The sequence below is a fragment of the Arthrobacter sp. FW306-07-I genome, from assembly GCF_021800405.1.
GTDB lineage: Bacteria > Actinomycetota > Actinomycetes > Actinomycetales > Micrococcaceae > Arthrobacter.
The window spans coordinates 2,492,978-2,516,151 of record NZ_CP084550.1; the positions used below are offsets into that span (position 1 = coordinate 2,492,978).

22 protein-coding genes are annotated in these 23,174 nt (G+C 65.5%); 4 read left to right on the forward strand and 18 right to left on the reverse strand.

The features are described 5' to 3' along the window. Positions 1-231: 231 nt before the first annotated feature. The 8 genes from nrdF to LFT46_RS11555 form a co-directional block, all read right to left on the reverse strand. Positions 232-1,206, reverse strand: a complete 975-nt coding sequence (gene nrdF / locus LFT46_RS11520) for a class 1b ribonucleoside-diphosphate reductase subunit beta (RefSeq protein ID WP_141181700.1) — start codon at positions 1,204-1,206, stop codon at positions 232-234. Positions 1,207-1,303: 97 nt separating this feature from the next. Then, a complete protein-coding gene (nrdE, locus tag LFT46_RS11525; RefSeq protein ID WP_141181701.1) occupies positions 1,304-3,424 on the reverse strand; it encodes a class 1b ribonucleoside-diphosphate reductase subunit alpha in 2,121 nt (706 codons plus the stop codon). 20 nt (positions 3,425-3,444) lie between these two features. Further along, complete coding sequence (gene nrdI, locus LFT46_RS11530) at positions 3,445-3,954, reverse strand: class Ib ribonucleoside-diphosphate reductase assembly flavoprotein NrdI (RefSeq protein ID WP_442863641.1); 510 nt, start codon at positions 3,952-3,954, stop codon at positions 3,445-3,447. Positions 3,955-4,005: 51 nt separating this feature from the next. Beyond that, complete coding sequence (gene nrdH, locus LFT46_RS11535; protein ID WP_066276552.1) at positions 4,006-4,251, reverse strand: glutaredoxin-like protein NrdH; 246 nt, start codon at positions 4,249-4,251, stop codon at positions 4,006-4,008. Between the two features lie 359 nt (positions 4,252-4,610). Next, positions 4,611-5,132: a TspO/MBR family protein gene (locus LFT46_RS11540; protein ID WP_236819696.1), complete on the reverse strand. Its 522-nt coding sequence runs from the start codon at positions 5,130-5,132 to the stop codon at positions 4,611-4,613. Positions 5,133-5,167: 35 nt separating this feature from the next. Next, entirely contained in the window at positions 5,168-6,535 is a 1,368-nt protein-coding gene (locus tag LFT46_RS11545; protein WP_236819697.1) for a class I SAM-dependent methyltransferase, read from the reverse strand. Further along, a complete protein-coding gene (locus tag LFT46_RS11550) occupies positions 6,532-7,263 on the reverse strand; it encodes a DUF1365 domain-containing protein (RefSeq protein ID WP_236819699.1) in 732 nt (243 codons plus the stop codon). Before LFT46_RS11550 ends, LFT46_RS11545 begins: the two co-directional genes overlap by 4 nt. Further along, positions 7,260-8,648, reverse strand: coding sequence for an NAD(P)/FAD-dependent oxidoreductase (locus tag LFT46_RS11555; RefSeq protein ID WP_236819701.1), 1,389 nt, complete (start codon positions 8,646-8,648; stop codon positions 7,260-7,262). Before LFT46_RS11555 ends, LFT46_RS11550 begins: the two co-directional genes overlap by 4 nt. Positions 8,649-8,744: 96 nt before the next feature. Between LFT46_RS11555 and LFT46_RS11560 the strand changes: the two genes are divergently transcribed. Genes LFT46_RS11560 through LFT46_RS11570 form a run of 3 tightly spaced genes read left to right on the forward strand, consistent with a single transcriptional unit; the run spans position 8,745 to position 10,975 of the window. Further along, positions 8,745-9,662 carry a LysR family transcriptional regulator gene (locus LFT46_RS11560; protein WP_236798568.1) on the forward strand — a complete coding sequence of 306 codons (918 nt, stop codon included), beginning with the start codon at positions 8,745-8,747 and terminating at the stop codon, positions 9,660-9,662. A gap of 45 nt (positions 9,663-9,707) precedes the next feature. Then, entirely contained in the window at positions 9,708-10,214 is a 507-nt protein-coding gene (locus LFT46_RS11565) for a DUF2004 domain-containing protein (protein WP_236798569.1), read from the forward strand. A gap of 50 nt (positions 10,215-10,264) precedes the next feature. Next, the gene (locus LFT46_RS11570) at positions 10,265-10,975 is read left to right on the forward strand and encodes a DUF4386 family protein (protein ID WP_236819703.1); all 711 of its coding nucleotides are present in this window, start codon (positions 10,265-10,267) and stop codon (positions 10,973-10,975) included. A gap of 21 nt (positions 10,976-10,996) precedes the next feature. On the opposite strand, the gene metE is transcribed toward LFT46_RS11570, so the two are convergent. The 7 genes from metE to LFT46_RS11605 all read right to left on the reverse strand — a co-directional run bounded on the left by metE (position 10,997) and on the right by LFT46_RS11605 (position 19,778). Beyond that, positions 10,997-13,339 (reverse strand): 5-methyltetrahydropteroyltriglutamate--homocysteine S-methyltransferase, encoded by a 2,343-nt coding sequence (metE, locus tag LFT46_RS11575; protein ID WP_236819705.1) that lies wholly within the window; start codon positions 13,337-13,339, stop codon positions 10,997-10,999. A 74-nt stretch (positions 13,340-13,413) separates the two neighbouring features. After that, a complete protein-coding gene (locus LFT46_RS11580; RefSeq protein WP_236819711.1) occupies positions 13,414-14,388 on the reverse strand; it encodes a methylenetetrahydrofolate reductase in 975 nt (324 codons plus the stop codon). A gap of 330 nt (positions 14,389-14,718) precedes the next feature. Next, positions 14,719-15,441, reverse strand: a complete 723-nt coding sequence (locus tag LFT46_RS11585) for a hypothetical protein (protein ID WP_236819713.1) — start codon at positions 15,439-15,441, stop codon at positions 14,719-14,721. After that, a complete protein-coding gene (locus LFT46_RS11590) occupies positions 15,438-17,399 on the reverse strand; it encodes a VWA domain-containing protein (protein WP_236822032.1) in 1,962 nt (653 codons plus the stop codon). The genes LFT46_RS11585 and LFT46_RS11590 overlap by 4 nt, the downstream gene beginning before the upstream one ends. Next, the gene (locus LFT46_RS11595) at positions 17,399-17,878 is read right to left on the reverse strand and encodes a hypothetical protein (RefSeq protein WP_236819715.1); all 480 of its coding nucleotides are present in this window, start codon (positions 17,876-17,878) and stop codon (positions 17,399-17,401) included. Before LFT46_RS11595 ends, LFT46_RS11590 begins: the two co-directional genes overlap by 1 nt. Beyond that, entirely contained in the window at positions 17,868-18,764 is an 897-nt protein-coding gene (locus LFT46_RS11600; RefSeq protein WP_236819717.1) for a DUF58 domain-containing protein, read from the reverse strand. Before LFT46_RS11600 ends, LFT46_RS11595 begins: the two co-directional genes overlap by 11 nt. Positions 18,765-18,770: 6 nt before the next feature. Next, complete coding sequence (locus LFT46_RS11605) at positions 18,771-19,778, reverse strand: AAA family ATPase (RefSeq protein WP_236819719.1); 1,008 nt, start codon at positions 19,776-19,778, stop codon at positions 18,771-18,773. A 135-nt stretch (positions 19,779-19,913) separates the two neighbouring features. On the opposite strand from LFT46_RS11605, the gene LFT46_RS11610 reads away from it, so the two are divergent. Further along, positions 19,914-20,111 (forward strand): hypothetical protein, encoded by a 198-nt coding sequence (locus LFT46_RS11610; RefSeq protein WP_236798577.1) that lies wholly within the window; start codon positions 19,914-19,916, stop codon positions 20,109-20,111. Here the strand turns inward: LFT46_RS11610 and LFT46_RS11615 are convergent. From LFT46_RS11615 to LFT46_RS11625, 3 genes are read right to left on the reverse strand one after another with little or no spacing between them, the layout of a single operon-like run. Next, a complete protein-coding gene (locus LFT46_RS11615; protein ID WP_236819721.1) occupies positions 20,108-20,938 on the reverse strand; it encodes a carbohydrate ABC transporter permease in 831 nt (276 codons plus the stop codon). The genes LFT46_RS11610 and LFT46_RS11615 overlap by 4 nt on opposite strands. After that, positions 20,935-21,816, reverse strand: a complete 882-nt coding sequence (locus tag LFT46_RS11620) for a carbohydrate ABC transporter permease (RefSeq protein ID WP_236819723.1) — start codon at positions 21,814-21,816, stop codon at positions 20,935-20,937. Before LFT46_RS11620 ends, LFT46_RS11615 begins: the two co-directional genes overlap by 4 nt. Positions 21,817-21,818: 2 nt before the next feature. Then, on the reverse strand, positions 21,819-23,171 hold the full coding sequence (locus LFT46_RS11625) for an extracellular solute-binding protein (RefSeq protein ID WP_236819726.1): 1,353 nt from the start codon (positions 23,169-23,171) through the stop codon (positions 21,819-21,821). Positions 23,172-23,174: the final 3 nt, after the last annotated feature.

Consider the following 23,174-nt stretch of genomic DNA (forward strand, 5'->3'; position numbering starts at 1 on the left):
TGAGCGATCGAAGCAGGGTTGAAAGGTGTCGGATCAAAGGCGGTCATGAAGGCAACAAGTGAATCCAGCTCCGATGGGCGCCGAGGACACCTCGGCCTCAGTTGCGAGTTCAACAACTGAAGCCGAGCGTCTGTATCCTCATTGCCGGCGCTCCGGCAAGTACGTTGGGCCGTTTCGCCGACTAGCTAGCCAGCAAACCGTCTGCCAGCCTCCGATCTCATCAAGGAGGGACTAGAAGTCCCAGTCCTCGTCCTCGGTGTTCACAGCCTTGCCAATCACGTAGGACGAACCGGAGCCCGAGAAGAAGTCGTGGTTCTCGTCCGCATTCGGGGACAGGGCCGACAGGATGGCCGGGTTCACGTCGGTGACGGACGCCGGGAACATTGCCTCGTAGCCCAGGTTCATCAGGGCCTTGTTGGCGTTGTAGTGCAGGAACTTCTTAACGTCCTCGGCCAGGCCCACGCCGTCGTAAAGGTCGTGGGTGTACTGGACTTCGTTTTCGTACAGCTCGAAGAGCAGTTCGAACGTGTAGTCCTTAATCTCCTGGCGGCGTTCCTCGGAGACCTTCTCCAGGCCCTTCTGGAACTTGTAGCCGATGTAGTAACCGTGCACGGCTTCGTCACGGATGATCAGGCGGATCAGGTCGGCCGTGTTCGTCAGCTTGGCGCGTGAAGACCAGTACATGGGCAGGTAGAAGCCCGAGTAGAACAGGAAACTCTCCAGCAGAGTGGAGGCCACCTTGCGCTTCAGGGGGTCGTCACCCTGGTAGTAGTCCATGACGATCTGGGCCTTCTTCTGAAGGTTCTCGTTCTCGGTGGACCAGCGGAATGCCTCGTCGATCTCCTTGGTGGAGGCCAGCGTGGAGAAGATGGAGGAGTAGCTCTTTGCGTGCACCGACTCCATAAAGGCGATGTTCGTGTACACGGCCTCCTCGTGCGGGGTCAGCGCGTCCGGGATCAGGGAGACAGCACCAACAGTGCCCTGGATGGTGTCCAGCAGGGTTAGGCCCGTAAATACGCGCATGGTGAGCTGCTGCTCCACGGGGGTCAGCGTGTTCCACGATTGGACGTCGTTGGACAGCGGCACCTTCTCCGGCAGCCAGAAGTTGTTAACCAGGCGGTTCCAGACATCCACGTCCTTGTCGTCCTGGATGCGGTTCCAGTTGATGGCCTCGACGTGGCTGAGCAGCTTGACCTTCTCGGTCATGTCATCCCCTATGCGTTGGGTGGTTTTCTCTAAGTTAAAGCGTACGACGGCGGGCGGGCACCCGCCGTCGTACTTGGCTAGTTAGTTGAAGCTGCAACTACAGCATGCAGCTGACGCAGCCCTCCACCTCGGTCCCTTCCAGCGCGAGCTGGCGGAGACGGATGTAGTAGATCGTCTTGATGCCCTTCTTCCAGGCGTAGATCTGGGCCTTGTTGATGTCGCGCGTGGTGGCGGTGTCCTTGAAGAACAGCGTCAGCGACAAGCCCTGGTCCACGTGCTGCGTAGCCGCGGCGTAGGTGTCGATGACCTTCTCGTAGCCGATCTCGTACGCATCCTGGTAGTACTCCAAATTGTCGTTGGTCAGGTACGGCGCCGGGTAGTACACGCGGCCCAGCTTGCCTTCCTTGCGGATCTCGATCTTGGACGCCACCGGGTGGATCGAGGAGGTGGAGTTGTTGATGTAGGAGATCGAGCCGGTGGGCGGCACGGCCTGCAGGTTCTGGTTGTAGATGCCGTGCTCCATGACGGAAGCCTTCAGCTCGCGCCAGTCAGCCTGCGTGGGGATGTGCACGTTCTTGAAGAGCTCGCGGACCTTCTCGGTCTGCGGAACCCATTCCTGCTCCGTGTACTTATCGAAGAACTCCCCCGAGGCGTACTTGGACTTCTCGAAGCCGCCGAACGTCTGGCCGGTTTCGATGGCCAGCAGGTTGGAGGCGCGCACCGCGTGGTACACCACCGAGTAGAAGTAGATGTTGGTGAAGTCCAGGCCCTCTTCGGAGCCGTAGTGGACCCGCTCCCGCGCCAGGTAGCCGTGCAGGTTCATCTGGCCCAGGCCGATGGCGTGGCTCTGGTCGTTGCCCTTGGCGATGGACGGCACCGAGGTGATGTTGGACATGTCGGAGACGGCGGACAGCGAGCGGATGGCGGTCTCGATGGTGAGGCCGAAGTCCGGCGAGTCCATGGTCTTGGCGATGTTCAGCGAGCCCAGGTTGCAGGAGATGTCCTTGCCGGTGTCGGCGTAGGACAGGTCATCGTTGTACGTAGTGGGCTGGGAAACCTGGAGGATCTCCGAGCACAGGTTGGACATGATGATCTTGCCGTCGATCGGGTTGGCCCGGTTCACGGTGTCTTCGAACATGATGTACGGGTAGCCGGACTCGAACTGGATCTCGGCGAGGGTCTGGAAGAACTCGCGCGCCTTGATCTTGGTCTTCTTGATCCGGGAATCGTCCACCATCTCGTAGTACTTTTCGGTGACCGAGACGTCGGAGAACGGCATGCCGTAGACGCGTTCGACGTCGTACGGCGAGAACAGGTACATGTCCTCGTCCTTCTTGGCCAGCTCAAACGTGATGTCCGGGATGACGACGCCCAGGGAGAGGGTCTTGATGCGGATCTTCTCGTCCGCGTTCTCGCGCTTGGTGTCCAGGAACCGGTAGATGTCCGGGTGGTGCGCGTGCAGGTACACGGCACCGGCACCCTGGCGGGCACCAAGCTGGTTGGCGTAGGAGAAGCTGTCTTCGAGGAGCTTCATCACGGGGATGACGCCGGAGGACTGGTTCTCGATCTGCTTGATGGGCGCACCCACCTCGCGGATGTTGGTCAGTGCGAACGCCACACCGCCGCCGCGCTTGGACAGCTGCAGTGCGGAGTTGATGGAGCGGCCGATCGACTCCATGTTGTCTTCGATGCGGAGCAGGAAGCAGGAGACCAGCTCGCCGCGCTGCTTCTTGCCGGCGTTCAGGAAGGTGGGGGTGGCCGGCTGGAAACGGCCGTCGATGATCTCGTCCACCATCTGCATGGCCAGCTGTTCGTTGCCGCGCGCCAAGTGCAGGGCCACCATGCAGACGCGGTCCTCGTAGCGTTCAAGGAAGCGCTTGCCGTCGAACGTCTTCAGCGTGTACGAAGTGTAGAACTTGAAGGCGCCCAGGAAGGTCTCGAAGCGGAACTTCTTCTTGTAGGCACGGTTGAACAGGTCACGGATGAAGTTCATCGTGTACTGGTCCAGCGTCTCGCGCTCGTAGTACTGGTTCTTCACCAGGTAATCGAGCTTCTCTTCCAGGTCGTGGAAGAACACGGTGTTGTTGTTAACGTGCTGCAGGAAGTACTGGTGGGCGGCCTCGCGGTCAGCCTCGAACTGGATTTCGCCATTGGGACCATAAAGGTTCAGCATGGCGTTCAGCTCGTGATAACCCAAGCCCTTGTAGGCAGCCGGCATCTCAGGCTTCTGGGCCCTGGTTACTTCTGTGTCTGCGACAGTCGTGTCCAAAACGTGTCCAATCCTTGGTTGACCCGGGTGACGTCTTCCGGCGTTCCCATGAGTTCGAATCGATAGAGGTGGGGTACCTGGCATTTGGCGGCGATGATGTCCGCGGCCATGCAGTAGTTTTCCCCGAAGTTTGTATTGCCGGCGCCGATGACGCCGCGGAGCAGTTGCCTGTTCTGCGGGTTGTTCAGGAACCGGATGACCTGCTTGGGAACGGATCCCTCTCCCCCGGTGCCGCCGTAGGTTGGCACCACCAGCACGAACGGCCGGGTGGCGAGGAGGGGTGCGTCCTTTGGATACAACGGGATCCGGGCCATCTCACGGCCAAGCTTCGCGACGAAGCGGCTGGTGTTCTCGGATGTGGAGGAAAAGTAAATGAGCTGGCTCTCCGTGAGAGCCTGCCCGGGATCGTTCCGATCTGCGGCCGGCGGGGACACCTCCACACGCTGAGCCGTGTGGTCGCGCTGTGCTGTTGGTGCCATGGGAGTCACCTCAGCTGGTAGTTGGTCGCCGGCAGGAAAAAGCTGTGGCTCCTAGGCCACGGAAGAAACGGCGGAGAGAGCCAGTTCCTCGATCTTGTCCGGGCGGAAACCTGACCAGTGGTCCTGATCCGTGACCACAACGGGTGCCTGCATGTAGCCCAGTGACTTCAGGCGCTCGAGGGCCTCGGCGTCCTGGGAGATGTCAACGCTCTGGTAGGTGATGCCCTTTTTGTCGAGCGCCCGGTAGGTGGCGTTGCACTGAACACAAGCAGGCTTTGTGTAAACCGTTACGGTCATTGTCCCTGTCCCCTTAGTTAAACTCTTGCTGGTTCGGTGTCCCCGTCCAGCTGTATGTAGATACTACATGTAGTGCAGACGCCTCTTTGGAACCCCAAGATGATGTATTACAAGTATGTCATTTAATGCACCGTTAATCCACAGGCAGGAGCCGGAAAAATGCCCGGGATCCCGGGTTTTTTGCGGGCTTGGTCCACACCCTGTGGACGGGCTTGCCCACTTTTGCACAGTCCGCGTGTCGTGATTCACCGGCGTGTCGCCCACCTGTCCAGCCACAGGAAAAGGGTCCATCATCACTACATGTAGTGATGAGGGACCCTTCGATCCGGCACGCGTCAGGCGAAGACTGCCTCCGCTTCCTACTTCGCGCCGGGATTGAGCCTGGCGATTGCCGTGGACAGTACGGTGGCGAATCCGCACCAGGCAGCGTACGGAGCGAGCGAAACGCCGGCAGTCCGGTTCAGCCGGTAGGTCCGCCGCACCAGGTCCGCACTGCTGGCCGCGAGCACTGCCGCTTCGACAGCGCCCAGCCACGGCCGGCGGGAGCGCCAGAAGAACCAGCTCCAGGATGCGTTGAGGACAAGGTTTGCGGCCAAGGCACCCTGGTAGGCACGCAGCTCCCGGCGGTGGTCCTTTCTGACCGGGCCGGGACTGTCGGCAGCACTGTCCAGTTCGGCTGCCCGGTCCAGCGCGACGGCGGACGTCACCGCCAGATCGGCGTACAAGGCAGTCCACACCACGGGAAACGCAATTGCCGGTGGCTGCCACTCCGGCTTCCGCAACTTCAGGTACCAGCTGCTCCTGGGGTCCGTGGCAACCCCGCCTGCGGCGGCAGTGGCGACCGTCGCCGCCGTCGTCCATGCCAGTGTCCTAAGTTTCATGCCTGTCCCTCCCCTTCCTTAACACCAAGGCAAAACTAAAGCTGCGCCTCCCGGCGGTCCAGCACAATCTGCTGCACGTCCAGGTAACCGGATTGGAACCCCGCGCGGGAGTAGCAGAGGTAGAAGAGCCACATCCGCTGGAACACCGCGTCGAAGCCCAACTCCCCCACTTCCCGGGACCGCGCAAGGAACCGCTCCTCCCACAACCGCAGCGTGGCGGCGTAGTGGTCGCCCATCCCCATGCGCTCCCGGACGCGCAGGGTGGTGTGCTGCTGCGTCACGCCCTCAATGGCCCGGACGGAGGGCAGGAACCCGCCGGGGAAGATGTACTTGTGCACCCATGTGTAGGCGTTGCGGGTGGCCAGCATCCGCCCGTGCGGCATGGTGATGGCCTGGACGGCCACCTTTCCGCCGGGGGCCAGGACGCGGTCGATCGTCTGGAAGTAGATGGGCCAGTATTCGTAGCCCACGGCCTCGATCATCTCCACGGACACCACGGCGTCGTACTCGCCTTCCACCGCGCGGTAGTCCTGCAGCGCCACCGTCACACGGTCCGCGAACCCCGCCTCCGCAATGCGTTCCTGGGCCAGCGCCTGCTGCTCGCTGGACAGGGTGACGCTGTAAACGGTGGCACCGCGGGCCGCAGCACGCAGGGCAAGCTCACCCCAGCCCGTGCCGATTTCCAGCAGCCGGGTCCCCTTTCCCACGCCGGCCCTGTCCAGCAGCCTGTCGATCTTGGCCTGCTGGGCCGCCGCCAGGAAATCCCAACTCACCGAGGACAGCGGGCCGGCTGCCTCGGGAAACAGCGCCGATGAGTAGCTCATGGTGGCGTCCAGGAAGTTGGAGAACAGCTCGTTGGACAGGTCATAGTGCCTGGAGATGTTGCTCCGGGTGTTCTGTTCGGCGTTCCGTTCCTGGCCGGGCGTCCGGGGCAGGTACAGCGAGCGCAGCTTCTGCAGCGGCATCGGGATCAGTGCGTCCACGGAGGCGGCGAAGACTTCAAGCACCGCAGCCAGGTCCGACGCTTCCCAGTCGCCTGCCATGAAGGACTCCCCCAGTCCGATCAGCCCGTTGTCGCCGATCCGCTTCTCGAACGCGTCCGGCCGCACCATGGTCATCACCGGGGCGTCGGGACCGCTGGTCCCCAGGGCCGTTCCGTCCGGGTATTCCACCCGCAGCGGCAGCCGCTTGACGGCTCCCTTGAACAACAGGCCGGCGGCTTTCCCGGCCACCTCTGCCTTGGGGCCCGACGGCGGCGTGGCAACACCGGGCCAGCGGTCAGGATCGATGGTGGCGGGTGACGCCGGCACACCGGTTGCGCCCCAGGCTGCAGGGGTGTGCGCGGCGGTCTGGGCCGGGTCTTCGAGGTGGGCAGTGGTGCCGTTATCGTCGGTCATTGTCATTGAACTGCCTCCTGTGAGGGGTGGTGTGGTCTGGCAACGACGGGCAGGCGTCTTGCCCAGAGCTTAATGCCCTGTATGCGGATAAGGGCGGTTACCAGCAGCGGCGCCGCGGGCACCGTCAAGGCGGCGGCGAGGATATTCGGGATGGTGGCCGGTCTCCGCCGTCCGTCCATGGTGGCGACGAAGGGCCGTTGCCCCTCCCGCTCCAGGATGATGGAGACCGCCAGCCGCTCCCCCGGCGCCGGAAGCTTCATGCGGTACTGCCCATCGACGTCGTTAAAGGGTGAAACGTAGAACGCCTTCGGCACCGACGCCCGCCCTGCCAGGTCGGTCCGCAGCAGGTAGCAGTGCCGTTCCCCGTAGGTGTTGTGGACCTCGGCCACCACGCACTGCAGCTCTCCGCTGGCGCGGTAGCACCAGAACAGGGTGAGCGGGTTGAAGACGTAACCGAACACCCTGGCGCTGGCCAGCATGTGGATGGGCCCGCCGTCGGGCTCTATGCCCTGGGTGCGCAGGTACCGCTCCACGTTGGACCGGATGCTGGCCTCCGGATTGCCCAGGTGGTCCCCGGCGCGGAACACTGCCAGCGGGCGGAGCAGGAGCGGCAGCCGCGGAATCGCGTCCACGTCAACGAACCAGCTGTAGCTCCGGTACGTGAAGGCGTTTTTCAAGGGACTGCGCCGCACATGGGAAATGGACGTGCGGTAGATCGAGGCGCCCATGGTCATGCAGGTTCTGCGGCGAGTTCCCGCTCCCCTTCACCGGTGGCGTCGCCCGACTCGGCCAGCGGCAGCGGCCACGTGCGGCCCAGCTTTTCTGCCGCACGCACACCGGAGAGGGCGCCGTCCTCGTGGAAGCCCCAGCCAAGGTAGGCCCCGGCGTACGCGATCCTGCTGTTGCTTAGCGCCGCGATGGCCTGCTGGGCCTTCAGGGATTCAGGCGTGTACTGCGGGTGCTCATAGACCATCCGTTCCAGCACCGCGTCGTCGGCGATCAGCTCCGATTCACCCAGGCTCACCAGGTAGGGGCGGGCGTCCGCCGGCGTGAGCCGCTGCAGCCGGGTCAGGTCATAGCTCACCAGGACCTTGTCCGGCCTGGCGTCGCAAGCCGGCAGCCGATAGTTCCAGGACGCCCTCGCATTCTCCGACGCCGGCAGGACGGCGGGATCCCGGTGGAACACGGTGTGGTTCACCGAGTAGGGCATCCCGCCCAGCGCTTCCTTCTCCTCAGGCGTGGCATCCGCCAGGAACCCAAGTGCCTGGGCAGGATGGGTGGCAATGACCACGGCGTCAAAGTCTTCCAGTCCGTTGTCACTTGCGAGCTCAACGCCGTCGGGCAGACGCCGGATGGCCGTGACGGGCGTGTTCAGCCGAACGTCGCCCAGTGTTGCAGCGAGTTTTTCCACGTACCGGGCGGATCCGCCGGTGACCGTGCGCCATTGCGGTGAGCCCTTGATGCCCAGCATGCCGTGGTGGCCCAGGAAGGTGAACAGGTACCGCGCGGGATAGCCAAGGGCGGTGGTGGGATCGCAGGACCATACGGCGCTGACCACCGGGGTCATGAAGTGGGAGATGAAGTAAGGGCTGAACTTCTCCCGCTCCAGGAACGCGCCCAGCGTCAGTTCCGGGACTTCCACCTCATCGCTGACGGCCGACGGCGGCGCCGTCCTGAGCAGCTCTCTCGCCTTCCGGTAAAAGCGGGTGACCTCCAGCAGCATCAGCAGGTAGCGGCCACGCAGCAGGCTGGAAGGCTTGGCGATGATTCCCCGGGCACCGTCCCGCGCACCGGCGTATTCCAGCCCGCAGCCGTCGCAGCGGATGGACATGCTCATCTCCGAGTCCTGCGTTTCCACGCCGAGTTCGGCGAACAGCCGCAGCAGGGTGGGATAGGTCCGCTCGTTGTGCACTATGAATCCGGTGTCCACCCCGATGACGCTTCCGTCCGGCTGCGGCATGTCATGGGTGTGGGCGTGGCCGCCCAGCCGTGAGTCCGCCTCGAACAGGGTGACGTCGTCCTGCCTGTTCAGGACGTAGGCGGCGGTTAATCCCGCCACGCCGCTGCCAATGACGGCGATGCGCCGCCTGCCTGCACTTCCTGCTGGGATAAGTGACAATTTATGCTCCTCTGCTGAACATTTGTCGCTGGGCCGGGTATACAGACGGCAATTCGGCGCAGGAGCGGCCGCGGATGGGTGCAGTACTGTGGGCTCGTGGTAAATCCCGTGCACCTGAAGACCCTCCTGGAGGTCACGCGGCTGGGCTCGTTCGCTGCGGCAGCCGCAACGCTTGGCTACACGGCCTCGGCCGTCTCGCAGCAGATGTCCGCGCTGGAGCGGGAAACGGGCGTAACCCTCTTCCAGCGCTCGGCGCGCGCCGTGGTCCCTACGGAGGCCGCCGTCGTCATGACCCGCCATGCCGCCAAGGTGCTCACCGACATCGAGGCGCTCATGGCTGCCGCGTCAAGGACGCAGGACACCGGAAGCCAGGAGCTGCGGCTGGGGATCTTCCCCAGCCTGGCCACCTATGTCCTGCCCCGGATCCTCAAGAACCCGGCCTGGAAGAAGCTCGGCATTGACCTGCGGGTTTCGGTGGCGGAGCCCGGCCAGACCATCCAGGGCCTGCGCACCGGCGGCGACCTGGACCTCGCGGTGGTGTTCCAGGTGGGCCAGACCGGCTTCGCCTGGCCCAACACCATCAACCGGCAGTGGATCGGCGACGACGACTTCCGCGTGGTGCTGCCGGCAGGCTGGGGCTTCCGGGCCGATGCCAAGGTGGCGGCGGACCATCTCTCGGAAATGCCGTGGATCATGCATCACCCCGGCACCAGTGACGCCATGGTGATCGAGCGGCTGTTCGCCGGCTGCAACCTGCACCCCCGCGTGGTGGCACACAGTGATGACTTCCACGCCAGCCTGGAAATGGCCGCAGCAGGACTGGGTGCAGCCCTGGTTCCGGAGTTGGCGCTGCGGAACAAGCCGGCAGGCGTGGTGGTGCTGGACGTGCCCGAGATCCGGCTGGCACGGAACGTGTTTGCGCTGCTGATCAACGACCGGAAGACCGCGCGGGTGCAACTTTTCGTGGACCTGCTGGCTGAAACCCTTGCCGGGATGCGCACAGCGGTGAATTAGGGCCGAACGCTGGAATGGTCTGCCCTTCAGGTCTATGTTGAGACTATGAACAAGGTAGCGAGCCAGCACTTTGGGGAGATTGAGCTCAACCACGGCAGGGATCACCTCTTCGCCGCCAAGCACGAGCTGCGAGGCCACCCGCTGGAACTCGACCTGAACATTAACGCGCACGACCACTTCGATGAAGCCGCGCTGCGGAAAGTCGAGTACCGGCTGCGCTTCCTTCCCGAGCTGGTGGACGAAGTCCGGGCCATGATTGCCGAGGAACTTGAGCAGGAGGGCACCAGCCCCCAGGAGTACCTGCACTTCCACTGCAACGCCCTCAAGGACGAGCATCTGCACAAGGTGTTTGGCGTCCAGGACCGCAAACAGCTCACCAACGAGGTGTTCCTCAAGGCGCTGAAACTCGGCCACGTAGGGATCTACCCCGGCCAGCCCGAGCGCTACTTCGTCCTGGACTTCACCCTGGGCCAGCACTTCACGGATGAGGTCCTGGTGGCCTCCGCCGACCAGGACGGAGTGGTGGACGACGAGATCGTCTGGGAGTCCTGAAGGGCGTTTGACCCTGGCGCTGCTGAGCGGCCGGTTCCACGATGGATCTCATGCATGATGTGAAAGCCGGAACGTGGCGGCTGGCTGCGTCGCTGCTCCTGGCCGGTGTGCTGGCCTCGATACTCGCCGGCGTGTTCCATGCCGAGTCCCACGACGCCAACGACCACGCCGCTTCCTTCACCGCCTACGCCAACAGCGGCATCTGGACCGCCGTGCACCTGGGCCAGTTCGTGGGGATGGCGCTTGTATGCGCGGGCCTGGTGTCCCTGTGGGCAGCCCTTGGCGTCCAGCAGCACGCCGTGGCTTGGCTTGCCCGCTTTGGTGCCCTTGCCGCCGCGGCCGCCCTGGCACTTCACGCCGTACTCCAGGCGGTGGACGGGGTTGCCCTGAAGCAGGCGGTGGACGCCTGGGCCGCAGCTCCGGAGCCTGAAAAAGCGGCGCGTTTCGCCACGGCGGAGGGCATTCGCTGGCTGGAGTGGGGCACGCGCAGCTACCAAAGCTTCCTGCTGGGAACGGCACTGGTGCTGCTGGGCGTTGTTGTGACCGCCACACATCGCGTTCCCCGGATCATCGGACTGCTCATGGCGCTGTCCGGGCTGGCCTACCTGGCGCAAGGATGGATCATCGGCGAAACAGGGTTTTCCGACGCCAACTCAGTGCCTACGTTGGTCGGCATCGTAGCGATTGTCGCCGCAAGTGTTTGGCTGGCAGTCAGCGCCTGGCGGATCAAGGAGACGACGGCGGCCGGACACCCCAGGTGACCAGCCGCCGTCGTGGGTCCGCTACTTGGCCGCTTGCAGCAGTTCCGCACGGACCGTCTGCGTGGCCTTGACCAGGTTCCGCAGCGACTCCTCCGTCTCGGCATAGCCGCGGGTCTTCAGCCCGCAGTCCGGGTTGACCCAGAGCTGGCGGGACGGGACGTGCTTGACCGCGGTCGACAGGAGCTCGGTGACCTCGGCCTCGCCCGGAACGCGGGGTGAGTGGATGTCGTAAACACCCGGACCGACCCCGCGGCCGAAGCCGTGGGACTCAAGGTCGTGGACAACCTCCATGCGGGAACGGGCGGCTTCGATGGAGGTGACGTCGGCGTCCAGGCCGTCGATCGCGTCGATGATGACGCCGAACTCCGAGTAGCAGAGGTGGGTGTGGATCTGCGTGGCGTCGGCAGCGCCCGCGGTCGCCAGGCGGAAGGATTCAACGGACCACTTCAGGTAGTCGGCCTGGTCTGCCTTGCGCAGCGGAAGCAGTTCACGCAGGGCGGGCTCATCGACCTGGATGACCTTGATACCTGCGGCTTCGAGGTCGGCGATCTCGTCGCGCAGCGCCAGGCCAACCTGGTTGGCGGTTTCAGCCAGTGGCTGGTCGTCCCGGACAAAGGACCAGGCCAGGATGGTGACCGGACCGGTGAGCATGCCCTTCATCGGCTTGCCGGTCAGCGACTGTGCATATTCCGCCCACTTGACGGTGATGGGAGCGCTGCGGGTGACGTCGCCCCAGAGGATCGACGGGCGGGTGCAGCGTGAGCCGTAGGACTGGACCCAGCCATGGACGGTGACGTCGAAGCCTTCGAGGTTCTCGGCGAAGTACTGCACCATGTCGTTGCGCTCGGGCTCGCCATGCACCAGGACGTCGTAACCCAGCTCTTCCTGCAGGTCCACTACGCGCTTGATTTCGTCCTTCATGAGCTGTACGTACTGCTCATCGCTCAGCTCGCCCTTGCTGTTGCGGGCGCGGGCCGAACGGATTTCGGAGGTCTGGGGGAAGGAGCCGATGGTGGTGGTGGGCAGCGGCGGCAGGTGCAGCGCTTCTTCCTGGGCGGCCTCGCGGACTTCGTAGGCCGAGCGGCTGAAGTCTTTGGCGGTAAGCGCTTCGGTCCGGGCCCGGACATCAGCGCGGCGGACCCCTTCCGCGGTGGCGCGGGAACCGATCACGGCGGTGGCTTCCTCGATGGCAACCTTGGCCGCGGCCGGGTCCGGGAGGTAGGACGCCAGGGTCTTGACCTCCACGGCCTTCTGGTCGGAGAAGGCCAGCCAGCTGCGGAGCTGCTCTGACAGCTGGGTCTCCTCAGCGACGTCATGGGGGACGTGCTGGGTGGACGTGGAGGTGGAGACGGCAACCTTGCCGGCGGCGGCCTTCAGTTGGTCCAGCTTGGCGGCGGACGCGGCGAGATCGTTGCGCCAGATGTTGTGGCCGTCCACAACGCCGGCCACCAGGGTCTTGTTGCCCAGGCCAGCCAGCGCTGCGGCGGAGGGAACGGCGCCCTTGAAGACGTCGATGTGAAGGGCATCGATGTTCGTGGCAGCGAGGGTGCCCAGCTGGCTTTCGAGCGAGCCGTACGGGGTGGAAACCAGAATCTGCGGACGGTTGGCCGCGGCGGTCAGGACCTCGTAAGCCCTTGCAACGGCTGCTTCGATGCCGGCGGCAGGGGTTTCCTGGTCAACCACCAGGGCCGGCTCGTCGAGCTGCACCCAGTTGGCGCCGCCGTCGGCGAGCTTTTCGAGCAGCTGGACGTAGACGGGCAGGATGTCCTCGAGGCGGGACAGTGGCGCGAAACCGGCGTGGGCGTCGTCGGAAGCCTTGGACAGGAGCAGGTAGGTCACGGGCCCAACGATGTAGGGGCGGGTTTCGATCCCGTTGGCCAGGGCGAACGCGAACTCGTCAACCTTCGCGGTGGAGGCCAGGGTGAACTCTGTCTCCGGGCCGATTTCCGGCACCAGGTAGTGGTAGTTGGTGTCGAACCACTTGGTCATTTCGAGCGGCTGCTGCTCCTTGTTGCCGCGGGCCAGTGTGAAGTAGCCGTCGATGTCCAGCTGCCCGTCGGCGTTGAGCAGCTTGCCGAAGCGGGCAGGAACGGCACCCAGGTGCGCGGTGGTGTCGAGGACCTGGTCGTAGTAGGAGAAGGTGCCCGGCACGGCGGCGGCTTCGGTGAGCCCGAGTTCCTGGAGGCGGCGGGCGGCGGCCAGCTGGATGTCCTTGGCGGCGGCGTCCAGGGCAGCGGCGCCGATCTTGCCGGCCCAGTAGGCCTCCACGGCCTTCTTGAGTTCGCGGCGGCGGCCGATGCGGGGGTAGCCGAGAAGTGAAGCGGACGGGAACGGGGTGTTTTTGGGTGCAGTCAGCTCAGACATGGAAGATCCTAAGTTTTTTGGGCAGCCCTGACGTCGGGCTGGTCGGGTAAAGGTGTGTAAGGAGCGCGAAACGCTCAGCTGGCGAGCTGGATGCGGGCGGCGGATTCCCGCCGGCCGTGCTGGCTGCCGGGTCGGCTTCGCCGGGGCAGGGCCAGCTTGTCCAGCACTTCCAGCGCGCTTTGGTGCTCGTTGAAGGTGTAGATGTGGATGCCGGGAGCGCCGGCGTCCAGGGCCGCATTGGCCAGGTCCACCGTCGCGTCGACCCCGATGTGGAGCCGTTCGAGGTCGGTCTCGGCGGCGGCCAGCTTGGCCATCAGTTCCGGCGCGGGCTCCACGCCGGTGAGCTGTCCCAGGCGGTTGAGCCGGCGGAGGCTGGTGAGCGGCATGACGCCGGGAATGATAGGGATGGTCACGCCGGCGCGCCGGGCCCTGGTGAGCAGGTCGGCGTAGTGCCTGGTCTCAAAGAACACCTGTGTGATGGCGAAGTCGGCGCCGGAACGCTGCTTGGCCAGCAGCACCTCGACGTCGTGCTCCTCGCTGGGCGATTCCGGATGGCGGGCGGGATAGGCCGCCACGCCGACCGCGATCTTGCCGGCACAGAGCAGGGCCGAACGGCGCTGCTCCACGCGGCGGATGAGTTCAATGAGGTCCTGGGCGTACCGAAGGGATCCGGCGGCGGGTGCGCCGGCGTCCTTGGGAAGGTCTCCGCGCAGGGCAAGGATGCCCCGTACGCCGGTGTCCAGCAGTTCGCCCACGATAGTGGCTAGTTCCTGCGGGCTGTTGCCCACGCAGGTCAGGTGGGCCAGCGGCCGCAGCGTGGTCTCGAGCAGGAGCCGATTAATGAGTTCGACGGCGGTGTCCCGGTTGGAGCCGCTGGCGCCATAGGTCACGGAGACATAGTCCGGCTCAGTGGTTTCCAGTTCCCGGATGGTGGTCCAGAGGGTTTCCGCTGCTGCAGGGGAACGGGGCGGGAACAGCTCATAGGACAGCGCCACCGGGGCGGTGTCGGAGAGGTTCGGGTGTGCGTCAATCAAACTTGGTGGTGACATTTGCGTCCTTGGCTTTGGGCCATCGCCTGCTTTCCGCCGAAAAAACGGCGGGAAACCGGCAATGAATTGAGTTTGGGGAACACGGAGGGACTCCACCAGGGACGCAGCCGCGACTGTTACGCCTTGCATGAAGTAGTCCGTGAGCAAATGTCAGGCCCACATGGGGGCACCCACACCCTCCAGATCGGAGGATCGCTGACACGTTACCGCGGTAACTTGTCTACGACTCTATGGGCTGTGACCGGCAGGGAACAAGTCGGCACCGAATTAAGACACTGTTTTACAGGCCGTTTTCCAAGGCAACAGAATTTTCTTCGCCAGTACCCGCCTTCACCAGGGGCGCTCCACAGCTGCCCCGCCGCTGCTGTCCAGATACTCTTCCCGCTCGCGCCCGCTGTTGCGCTCCCGTTCCGCCTGCCGTGCGCTGTCCTGGAGCTGGTCCAGCTGGCCCTGCCGGGGGTCCGCCGACGTGTCCGGCGATGGCTCCTCCCCTGGTGCCGGCGTCCCGTCCGCGCCCTGTCCGGCAGCGCCGAGTTTGCTCTCCAGCCGCTCCCTTGCCGCGGCCAGCCGGCCGCCGGTTTCGGCACTCCCGGCGAGGCACCCTTCCGGCGCCTGCCCGGCCGTTGCCAGCGCTTCCTTGAACAACAGAACGGCCGACGCCGCGTCCCCGGCCAGCTGCCGCTGGTCACCCAGGCGTTCGATCGCCAGCACAAGGTTGACCCGAATGGTGCACGCGTCCCCCGAGCTGGCGGGAACCATGCCTAGAGCTTGTTCGAAGTGTGTCCTGGCAGCCGCATAGTCTTCCTCCGCCACGGCTGCGTCGCCGGCGGCGAACGTCGCCTTGTGCGGCTCCACGACGTTTGCGAAACCAAGGCCCCGGGCGGCGGCATCAACGGCGGCAGCGTTCCCGGCGGTAAAACCGGCGGCGGCGCGGTCAGCCAGGATGCCCAGGCTGAGCAGTTTGATGGCGGTGCACAGCACCAGGAGCACCGGCAGCGCCGACCACAGCAGCAGGCGGCGCCTGCGGGACCGTGGTGTCGACTGTGGGGTCACCGCTTTTCCTCCTTCAGGCCCGCACGCGGAAGTCCGCGAAGCTGCCGCGCGAGTGCCACGGCTTCCGGAAGGGCCAGCAGGAAGGCGCCGGCGGCGAGGATCCAGTACAGCTCCGTCCCGGCGGCCAGCTGCCCTTGCCCGTCAGCGCGTTCCGCCCTGCCGGGGTGCGCCTGCTGCATCATGTCCGCCACTGGGGCGCCGGCAACGCGGTGGGCATATGGCACCCCAAGCTGCCCGGCGATGGCCTGCAGCCGTCCCTCATCAATCATCGACAGTGCATCACCGTTGCTGCCGGGCCGGGTGTCCTGGACGTAGCCGCCGCTGCGGGTGCCGGCCTCCCCTCCCCCGCCTGTCCCGCCGTCGTCCGCCAAACCGGTGTTCTCCTTCATCCGGCCGCCGCCGGATGTGCCGTAACCCAGCACCGCTCCCCCGGCGACCAATCCGCCGTCGACTTTCATGGGATCCGGCTCCCTGCCGCTGGTCTGCTCACCGTCGCCCAGGTAGTACACCAGCCGGGGCCGGCCCGGGTGGCTGTCCCTGGCCGCTGCCAGCCGCTCGGACAGCACCTGCCGTGCTGCGGTGATGCTGCTGCCCTTGGCATAAGCGGTCACCTGCGGTTCCAGGACGTCCGTGATGGTCTGCAGGGCAAGGGTGTCGGTGCTGAGCGGCATGCGGACGTGCGCGGTGGTGTCGAACGTGATGACGGAGAACCGGGCGCCGGGCAACTGTTCAGCGATGGCCATGATGTCCTTCCGGACGCCCTCCAGGCGCGGTTTTCCGTTGTCGTAGTCCTCGGCCACCATGCTGGTGGTGGTGTCCACCACGAAGAAAACGTTCAGGTCCGCGCTGGCGGCCTGGACGGTGCCGCCCGGCAGGTGTGGCCGCAGGGCCGCTGCAAGAAGCAGCAGCACAATTGCTCCCCGGCGCAGCCACGCCTTGCTGCGGAGGCGGATGCCCTGCAGGCGCCAAAGGACAACGCAAAGGGCAAGAGCAGACAGCAGCGCAGCAACCAGCGGCAGGCCAGGTACATCTGCGAACACAGCCCGGGGTGCGCCGTGGATGGCCGATGTCTCGGTTTGCTCAATCCCGGTGACAATCCCGGCCACGGCGTCCGGGCGGTCAAGGGCGTAGTATGCGCCGCCCGTGGATTCTGCGGCGGCCCGCAGTTGGGCACCCGGCTGGTCCGGACCGGGGCCGTAGTCCAGGTCTGCCGGGTTCAGCGCATAGACGCGGACGGACCGATCCTTGGCCAACGCGGCCGCCTGGCCCAGCGCCATGATGGGCTTTCCTGACAGCAAGTTGTCGGTCGCCAGCACCACCGACCGCGAGCGCTGGGAGTTGGTACCCCCGCCGCTGGCCCCTTGGGGCTTGCCGGCCCCTGGGAAACTGTTGAGGCAGGACGCCAGCCCGTCGCCAATCAGGGAGGAGCCCCTGCCGCTCCACGTACCGTCAAGGAATCCGGAGCTTCCGGGTTTGCCGTCGAAGGCGTCCTTGGCACCCTGGAGCTGCTCCTGCGCGTAGGCGTAATCGTCCGTCAACGGAAAGACCTGGATGGCGCTGCTGTCGAAAATGGTCAGGCCGACCCGTTCGCCGTCGAACTCGCGCGCCAGTTTGGCAAAGACTTCCACTACTGCAGCGTCGGCACTGCTCATGGAGCCCGATGCGTCCAGGCAGAGCATGATGTCGCGGTTGTGCTGCTCCGGCCGGACGGTATCCACCGAGACGGGACGGGCCGCCGCTACCGCGGTGGACACCAGCAACAGGGCCAGCGCAGTTGCGGCCAGGGCCAGCCACCGCCGGTACCGCCGGAGGGCTGCCTGGTATTCCGGCAGCGCGGTGAGCCTGTCCGCGTGGGCCACGGGCCGGCGTCGTACGTTGCCCCGCCTCTTGCTGCGCAACGCAACCCCTGCCGCCACGCCCGCCGCGGCGGCCGCAAGGGGCAGCAGCCACCAGAACATCAGCTCCACGCGCGCACCGCCGCCGAGGCTCTTGCCGCAGACGCAGCAACGGAAGGCAGCGGCCCGGGACCGAATTCAGCCGGGTAAAGGGCCTGGACCGCGTCGGCCGCGGCGGGAAGAGGGTGCCGGGCGAGGTCCTGGTGGGTCATCCTGGTGGCGTCCACTCCGGTAGCGTCCCGGACAAAACCGCGCAGCAGGAGGCTGATCTCCTGATGGGCGGGCCGCGCATCCAGGGCGCCCTCCGCCGCTGCCTGCTCCACATCGTGGATGCGCTGCAGGTAGGCCGCCTTGAGCGCAGGCAGGTCGGTCAGCGCGGACCGTCCCTGGGCACTGCCGGCCGGCTCGGAGCGCCTCGCTGCACGGGTGGTGGCCAGCACGAAGACGTACCACCCTGCCAGCAGGGCGACCAGCGCTGCCCCGCACCACGCCCAGGCGGGGCTGTACTGCAGCGGGCCGAAGAACCCGGGATCAACCTGCACGGCGGTGCCTCTCCAGGAGCGTGAACAGTCCGGTGATGACATCCCCGCTGCCTGACACGTCGCCTTCAGTGATCCCGGCCGCGCGCAGCATGGCCTGCCGGTCCGCATCACGCTCCGAGGCCGCTTTCGTGTAGGCGGCCTCCACTGCGGCGGACATCCCCGGCGGCCAGGGCAGGAGGGAATCGTCGGCAACGCTGAAGGCCGCGGGGGCGTTGGGATCCGTGGGCTTGGAGGATGGTGCGAGGTCCGCGTCCCGCACGGTCAGCCACAGGACTTCGTGCTGGGCGCGGAGCCGGCGCAGGAGCTGGGCCGTGGCAGCGTCCGCGGCCAGTTCGTCGGCGACGACGAAGAGCAGGTGGCGGCCCTTGACGTTGCGTGCCACGTAGCCCAGCTGGTCCTGGATCCTGCTGGGCGCCCCATCGAGGCCCGTATGGGAATCCACGTGCCTGAGGAGCCGTTCCAGGTGGGCTTCGCCGCTCTTTGCCGGCAGGGACCGGGTTGCGGTGGAGTCGCCGCACACCAGGCCCACCACGTCACCGTGCCGGTGGGCCAGGTAACCCATGACTCCCAGTGCGAGCACGGCGATGTCCTTTTTCACTTCCCCGGACCGGGACTCCGCTGCCATGTTCCGTCCCGTGTCGGTGACCAGGAGGACGGTCTGCCGGCGGACGGCCACATAGCGCCGGATCAGGGGTGAACCGTGCCGGGCCGTGGCCTTCCAGTCGATGTCGCGTACCTCGTCACCCGGCACGTAGGCGCGCAGGTCGTCAAAGTCCAGGCTGCGGCCCCTGAATACGGAACCGTACTCGCCGTCGAGCATTCCACGCGCTTTGCGGTGCGCGAAGATGGCCAACTTCGACTTCACCCGCTGGAGGAGGCTGGCCATGCGGGGTCAGGGAGTCTGGACGGCGGCAACGACGGCGTCGATCACCGATTCGACCGGGACCTGCTCGGCCACGGCGTCAAAGTTCAGGATCAACCGGTGCCGCAGTACCCGGTGGGCCAGCGACCTGACGTCCTCGGGGATGACATGGTCGCGGCCGTTCAGCAGCGCCACCGCCCGCGCCGCCTGGCTGAAGGCGATGCTGGCGCGCGGGCTGGCACCGAATTCGATGAAGCCGGCCAGCCGGGCGTCGATGTATTGGGAGGCGTTCCGCGTCACGTAGACGAGGCCCACGATGTAGTTGATGACCGACGGGTCGAGGTAGACCCGTCCCACCAAAGCCTGGAGTTCGGTGACGGCGTCCAGGGAGGCTGCAGCTGCGGGCTTTTGTTCGCGGGTGTAGACGCCGGCATCGATCCTGCGGATGATCTCCGCTTCTTCCGCGGGAGTGGGATAGTCCAGCACATCCTTGAGCATAAACCGGTCCATCTGCGCCTCGGGCAGCTGGTAGGTTCCCTCCTGCTCGATGGGATTCTGGGTTGCCAGGACCAGGAACGGCGAGGGCAGGGGGTGGTCCTGTCCTCCGATGGACGTATGGCGTTCCTGCATGGCTTCCAGCATGGCGCTTTGGGTCTTGGCGCTGGAGCGGTTGATCTCATCCAGCAGCACGATATTGGCATGCACCGGGCCGAGTTGGGTGTGGAAGCTGCCCTTGGCGGCGTCGTAGATCTGGGTTCCCACGATGTCGCTGGGCAGCAGGTCAGGGGTGCACTGGATCCTGCGGAATTCGGCGCTCACAGCTTCGGCGAGGGTTTGTGCCGCCGTGGTTTTGGCCAGTCCCGGGACGCTTTCCAAGAGGATATGGCCGCCGGTCAGCAGTCCCACCAGCAGCGACTCCCGCAGCAGGGACTGCCCCACCACTTTTGCATCGAAATTGCGGGAAATATTGGCCGCCACCTGCTGCGCCCTGGCCAGCTCCGCCGGCTGGATTCTTGCAGGCACGCTGGTCGAAAGCACTGAATTCCCCCTGGTGACGGTACTGGGCGGGCCGGGCAGGCCTTGTCCCGTCCGCCATCCTATCCAAGCCGGGCACCGGGAGTCCGGCAATGGGCACCCCTCCCCATTGGTGGCAGGCAGGTCTATCCTTTTGCCATGATTGAGCTTCCAGCCAGCTACAAGGAATACCTCGCCGGTAAAAGCGAGCACTTCGTCGACACGGTCCGGCCGGTCCTGATGCAGTCTGCGGCGGAAAAGCTGCACGGAGTCCGGGTGGTGAACAATCCCACCGGCCACCAGGCGCACCTCGACGATACCCTGCCCTTCGGAGTGGTGCTCGAGGACATTGACTAGCCCCTGACAGCACCTGCAAGGGCCAGTGCGTTGCCGGACCCGCGCGCCACGATGACGTACAGGGCCAGGACCGGAACGGAATAGAGAATCGAGAAGGCGGCCAGCTGGCCGTAGGCCACTGCGCCGTGCTGGCCGAAGAAGCTGAAGATCGACACAGCCGCGGGCTGGCTGGCCTCGGACAGCAGGAGCACGAACGGGACAAAGAAATTTCCCCACGCCTGGATGAACACAAAGATGAACACCACGCCCAGGCCCGGTCCCATCAGCGGAAGCACGATGGACCGCAGCCCGGACAGCCTTGATGCGCCGTCAACCCACGCCGCTTCCTCAAGTGCCAGCGGCACGGCGTCCATGAAGTTCCTGGTCATCCAGATGGCCATGGGAAGGCTGGTGGCGGCCAGGAACAGCACCGTTGCGAAAATGGAGTCCAGCAGCCGAAGCTGGACGAACAATCCGTAGACGGGCACCATGATGGCGGTGACGGGAAGGCAGGTGCCGAACAGGATGGCCGACATGAACGGAGTGTTGAACCGGGACCGGTAGCGGGAGAGTGGATACGCGGCCAGCACGGCTGCCACCAGCGTAACGATGCCGGTTCCGGCCGACAGCAGCAAACTGTTCCACAGTGGCCGGAACAGCAGCTCCGGAGTGAAGACGGCCGCGAAGTTGTCCAACCCGGGCTGCTGCGGAAGTTTGGTGCCGTGTCCGGCGGCCGGGTCCAGGGAACCGAGGACCAGCCACAGCAGCGGCAGCAGGAAACACGCACCGATCAGCAGCAGGACCACGTCGGCCCACACGCTCCGGGTACGTCCATGCCGGCCTGTCACGGTTTCTGCTCTCTGAGCAGGCGCAGGTAGGCCAGCCCGAACACGGCCCCGATCAGGATGAGGACCACGGCGACGGCCGTACCGTAGCCGATGTCGCCAAACTTGAAGGCCTCCTGGTAGGCGAGGACAGGCAAGGTGGTGCTGCCGTTGGCAGGGCCACCGGCCGTCATGACCCAGATCAGGGTGAAGACCGCCAGCGTCTGCAGCGTGACCAGCATCAGGTTGGTGGCGATGCTGCCCCGGATCACCGGCAGGGTGATGAACACCAGCCGCTGCCATGCACCGGCACCGTCCATCTGTGCAGCCTCGGTCAGCTCGGCCGGGACGCCGTTCAGCGCGGCCCGGTACACCAGCATCGAAAAGGCCGTCCCGCGCCAGGTGTTCGCCAGGATCACGGCCACCATCGGAACGGCGTAAAGCCAGTCGGTTTCCGCCAGCCCAAACGCGCCAAGCAACTGGTTGAGCGTCCCGTCCCGGCTGAAGAAGGCATAGGCGGCGAAGGCAGCCACGATCTCCGGCAGGACCCAGGCGGCCACGACGGCGGTGCCAACAGTTGCCGACACCATAGGGCGTGCGCGCCGCATGAGGACGGCCAGGGCCAGCCCCAGCACGTTCTGGCCCAGGATGGCCGAGCCTGCAACGAACAGGACGGTCAGCGCCAGCGAAAGCGGGAAGGCGGGGTCCTGCAGCAGCCGCTGGTAGTTCTCCAGCCCCACCCACTCGGGGTTCCTGGCGTGCTTGCCGGTGAGTCCGGCGTTGGTGAGCGAGGCGTGGAAGGCCCACAGCACGGGGCCGGCCAGGAACACGGCCAGCAGCACGACGGCGGGCAGGACCGGCAGGTAGCGGAGCACCTGCCGGCCGCGGTGGTTGGCGGCCACCGCTACTTCCGGATGGTCTTGTCGCCGCCCACGATGCCGGTCACGGCCGTGTCATAGTCGGCCGCCGCCTGCTCAGGGGTCCGGTTGCCGGTGATGACGGCCTCGGTGGCTTCCTGGACGGCGGCGGAAATCCGTGGATAGTCGGAGGTGGCGGGCCGGAACCGGGTGACGGACACCAGGCCGGAGACATCCTTCACGAACGGGTTGGCGGACTGGTAGCCGGGGTCGGCGGCGACGTCGTTGCGGACGGCGATCTGCGAACTGGCAAGCGTGAATGCCAGCGAGTTCTTTGCGTTGAGGGCGGTGGTGAGGAAATTGAAGGCCAGGTCCGGCTGCTTGGTTTCCGCGCCAACGGCCAGCGTCCATCCCCCGGACATGCTGACCTTGCCTGGTGCCTGTCCCTTCTGCGTGGGGAACGGGGCGACGCCCATCTCCTGCTCGTAACCGGGCCACGCGTAGCTCCCGCCGGCCTGCCAGAACGACGGCGCGTAGGAGCCTTCCACGGTTGCTCCCAGTTTTGCCTTGGGGAACCACTCGCCGAACACCTTCTTCCAGACGTTCGGGTCCAGCGCTTCGGCCGGAGGAACGGCCAGGTTCTCCCCATAGAGCGTCTCCAGGAAGGTGAGCGAGTCCTTGAAGCCGGGCGAGCCTACGACCCATTTTTTGGCGTCCTGGTCGTAAAGGCTTGATCCGGTGCCGTACAGGAGTTCGTAGAACCCCTGCATTACGGTTCCTTCACCGGTACCCTTTCCGGCGTACATGTTGAAGGGGATCACGTCCGGGTTGGAGGCTTTGATCTTCCGCGCGGTGTCCAGGATGTCCTGCCAGCTGGACGGCTGCCAGGGCAGTCCAATGCCTGCTGCCGCAAGAACCTTTTTGTTGTACCAGATGACCCGCGTGTCGGTGCCCAACGGCACTGCGTACGTGCCGCCGTCGTCCGCTTTCCCCGCTTCCTTCGCTGCGTTGTCGAAAGCGCCCCAGTCCCCCCAGCCGGCCAAGCGGCTGTCCAGGTTCATGAGGTACCCGGCGTCCGCATCGGAGCGGACCTTGAAGGTGTCTTCGTAGAAGACGTCCGGGGCAGTCGAGGGCGACCGCAGGGCCAGGGCCAGCTTGCTGCCGTAATCCTCGTCGCTGGCCTGGATGGGCTGCAGTTCGACTTTCACGCCCTGGTTGGCGGCTTCAAACTCCTTCTTCGCCTCCTGCAGCATGCTGTCCAGGGCGGTGAACGAGTCTGTCTTCTGGTAGGCCACCTTGATGGTCTTGTCGCCGCCGCCCGGATCTGCGGGCGTACAGGCTGCGAGGACCAGGACCGCGGCGGCCAGCAGGGATGCTGTCTTGGATGCCCGTCGAAACATGCT

What these genes read in the sequence shown, in the direction of transcription:
- nrdF (WP_141181700.1), bottom strand. Translation starts at nt 1,206, where the DNA reads ATGACCGAGAAGGTCAAGCTGCTCAGCCACGTCGAGGCCATCAACTGG.
- nrdE (WP_141181701.1), bottom strand. Translation starts at nt 3,424, where the DNA reads ATGCCGGCTGCCTACAAGGGCTTGGGTTATCACGAGCTGAACGCCATG.
- nrdI (WP_442863641.1), bottom strand. Translation starts at nt 3,954, where the DNA reads ATGGCACCAACAGCACAGCGCGACCACACGGCTCAGCGTGTGGAGGTG.
- nrdH (WP_066276552.1), bottom strand. Translation starts at nt 4,251, where the DNA reads ATGACCGTAACGGTTTACACAAAGCCTGCTTGTGTTCAGTGCAACGCC.
- LFT46_RS11540 (WP_236819696.1), bottom strand. Translation starts at nt 5,132, where the DNA reads ATGAAACTTAGGACACTGGCATGGACGACGGCGGCGACGGTCGCCACT.
- LFT46_RS11545 (WP_236819697.1), bottom strand. Translation starts at nt 6,535, where the DNA reads ATGACAATGACCGACGATAACGGCACCACTGCCCACCTCGAAGACCCG.
- LFT46_RS11550 (WP_236819699.1), bottom strand. Translation starts at nt 7,263, where the DNA reads ATGACCATGGGCGCCTCGATCTACCGCACGTCCATTTCCCATGTGCGG.
- LFT46_RS11565 (WP_236798569.1), top strand. Translation starts at nt 9,708, where the DNA reads ATGAACAAGGTAGCGAGCCAGCACTTTGGGGAGATTGAGCTCAACCAC.
- LFT46_RS11570 (WP_236819703.1), top strand. Translation starts at nt 10,265, where the DNA reads ATGCATGATGTGAAAGCCGGAACGTGGCGGCTGGCTGCGTCGCTGCTC.
- metE (WP_236819705.1), bottom strand. Translation starts at nt 13,339, where the DNA reads ATGTCTGAGCTGACTGCACCCAAAAACACCCCGTTCCCGTCCGCTTCA.
- LFT46_RS11580 (WP_236819711.1), bottom strand. Translation starts at nt 14,388, where the DNA reads ATGTCACCACCAAGTTTGATTGACGCACACCCGAACCTCTCCGACACC.
- LFT46_RS11590 (WP_236822032.1), bottom strand. Translation starts at nt 17,399, where the DNA reads ATGTTCTGGTGGCTGCTGCCCCTTGCGGCCGCCGCGGCGGGCGTGGCG.
- LFT46_RS11600 (WP_236819717.1), bottom strand. Translation starts at nt 18,764, where the DNA reads ATGGCCAGCCTCCTCCAGCGGGTGAAGTCGAAGTTGGCCATCTTCGCG.
- LFT46_RS11610 (WP_236798577.1), top strand. Translation starts at nt 19,914, where the DNA reads ATGATTGAGCTTCCAGCCAGCTACAAGGAATACCTCGCCGGTAAAAGC.
- LFT46_RS11625 (WP_236819726.1), bottom strand. Translation starts at nt 23,171, where the DNA reads ATGTTTCGACGGGCATCCAAGACAGCATCCCTGCTGGCCGCCGCGGTC.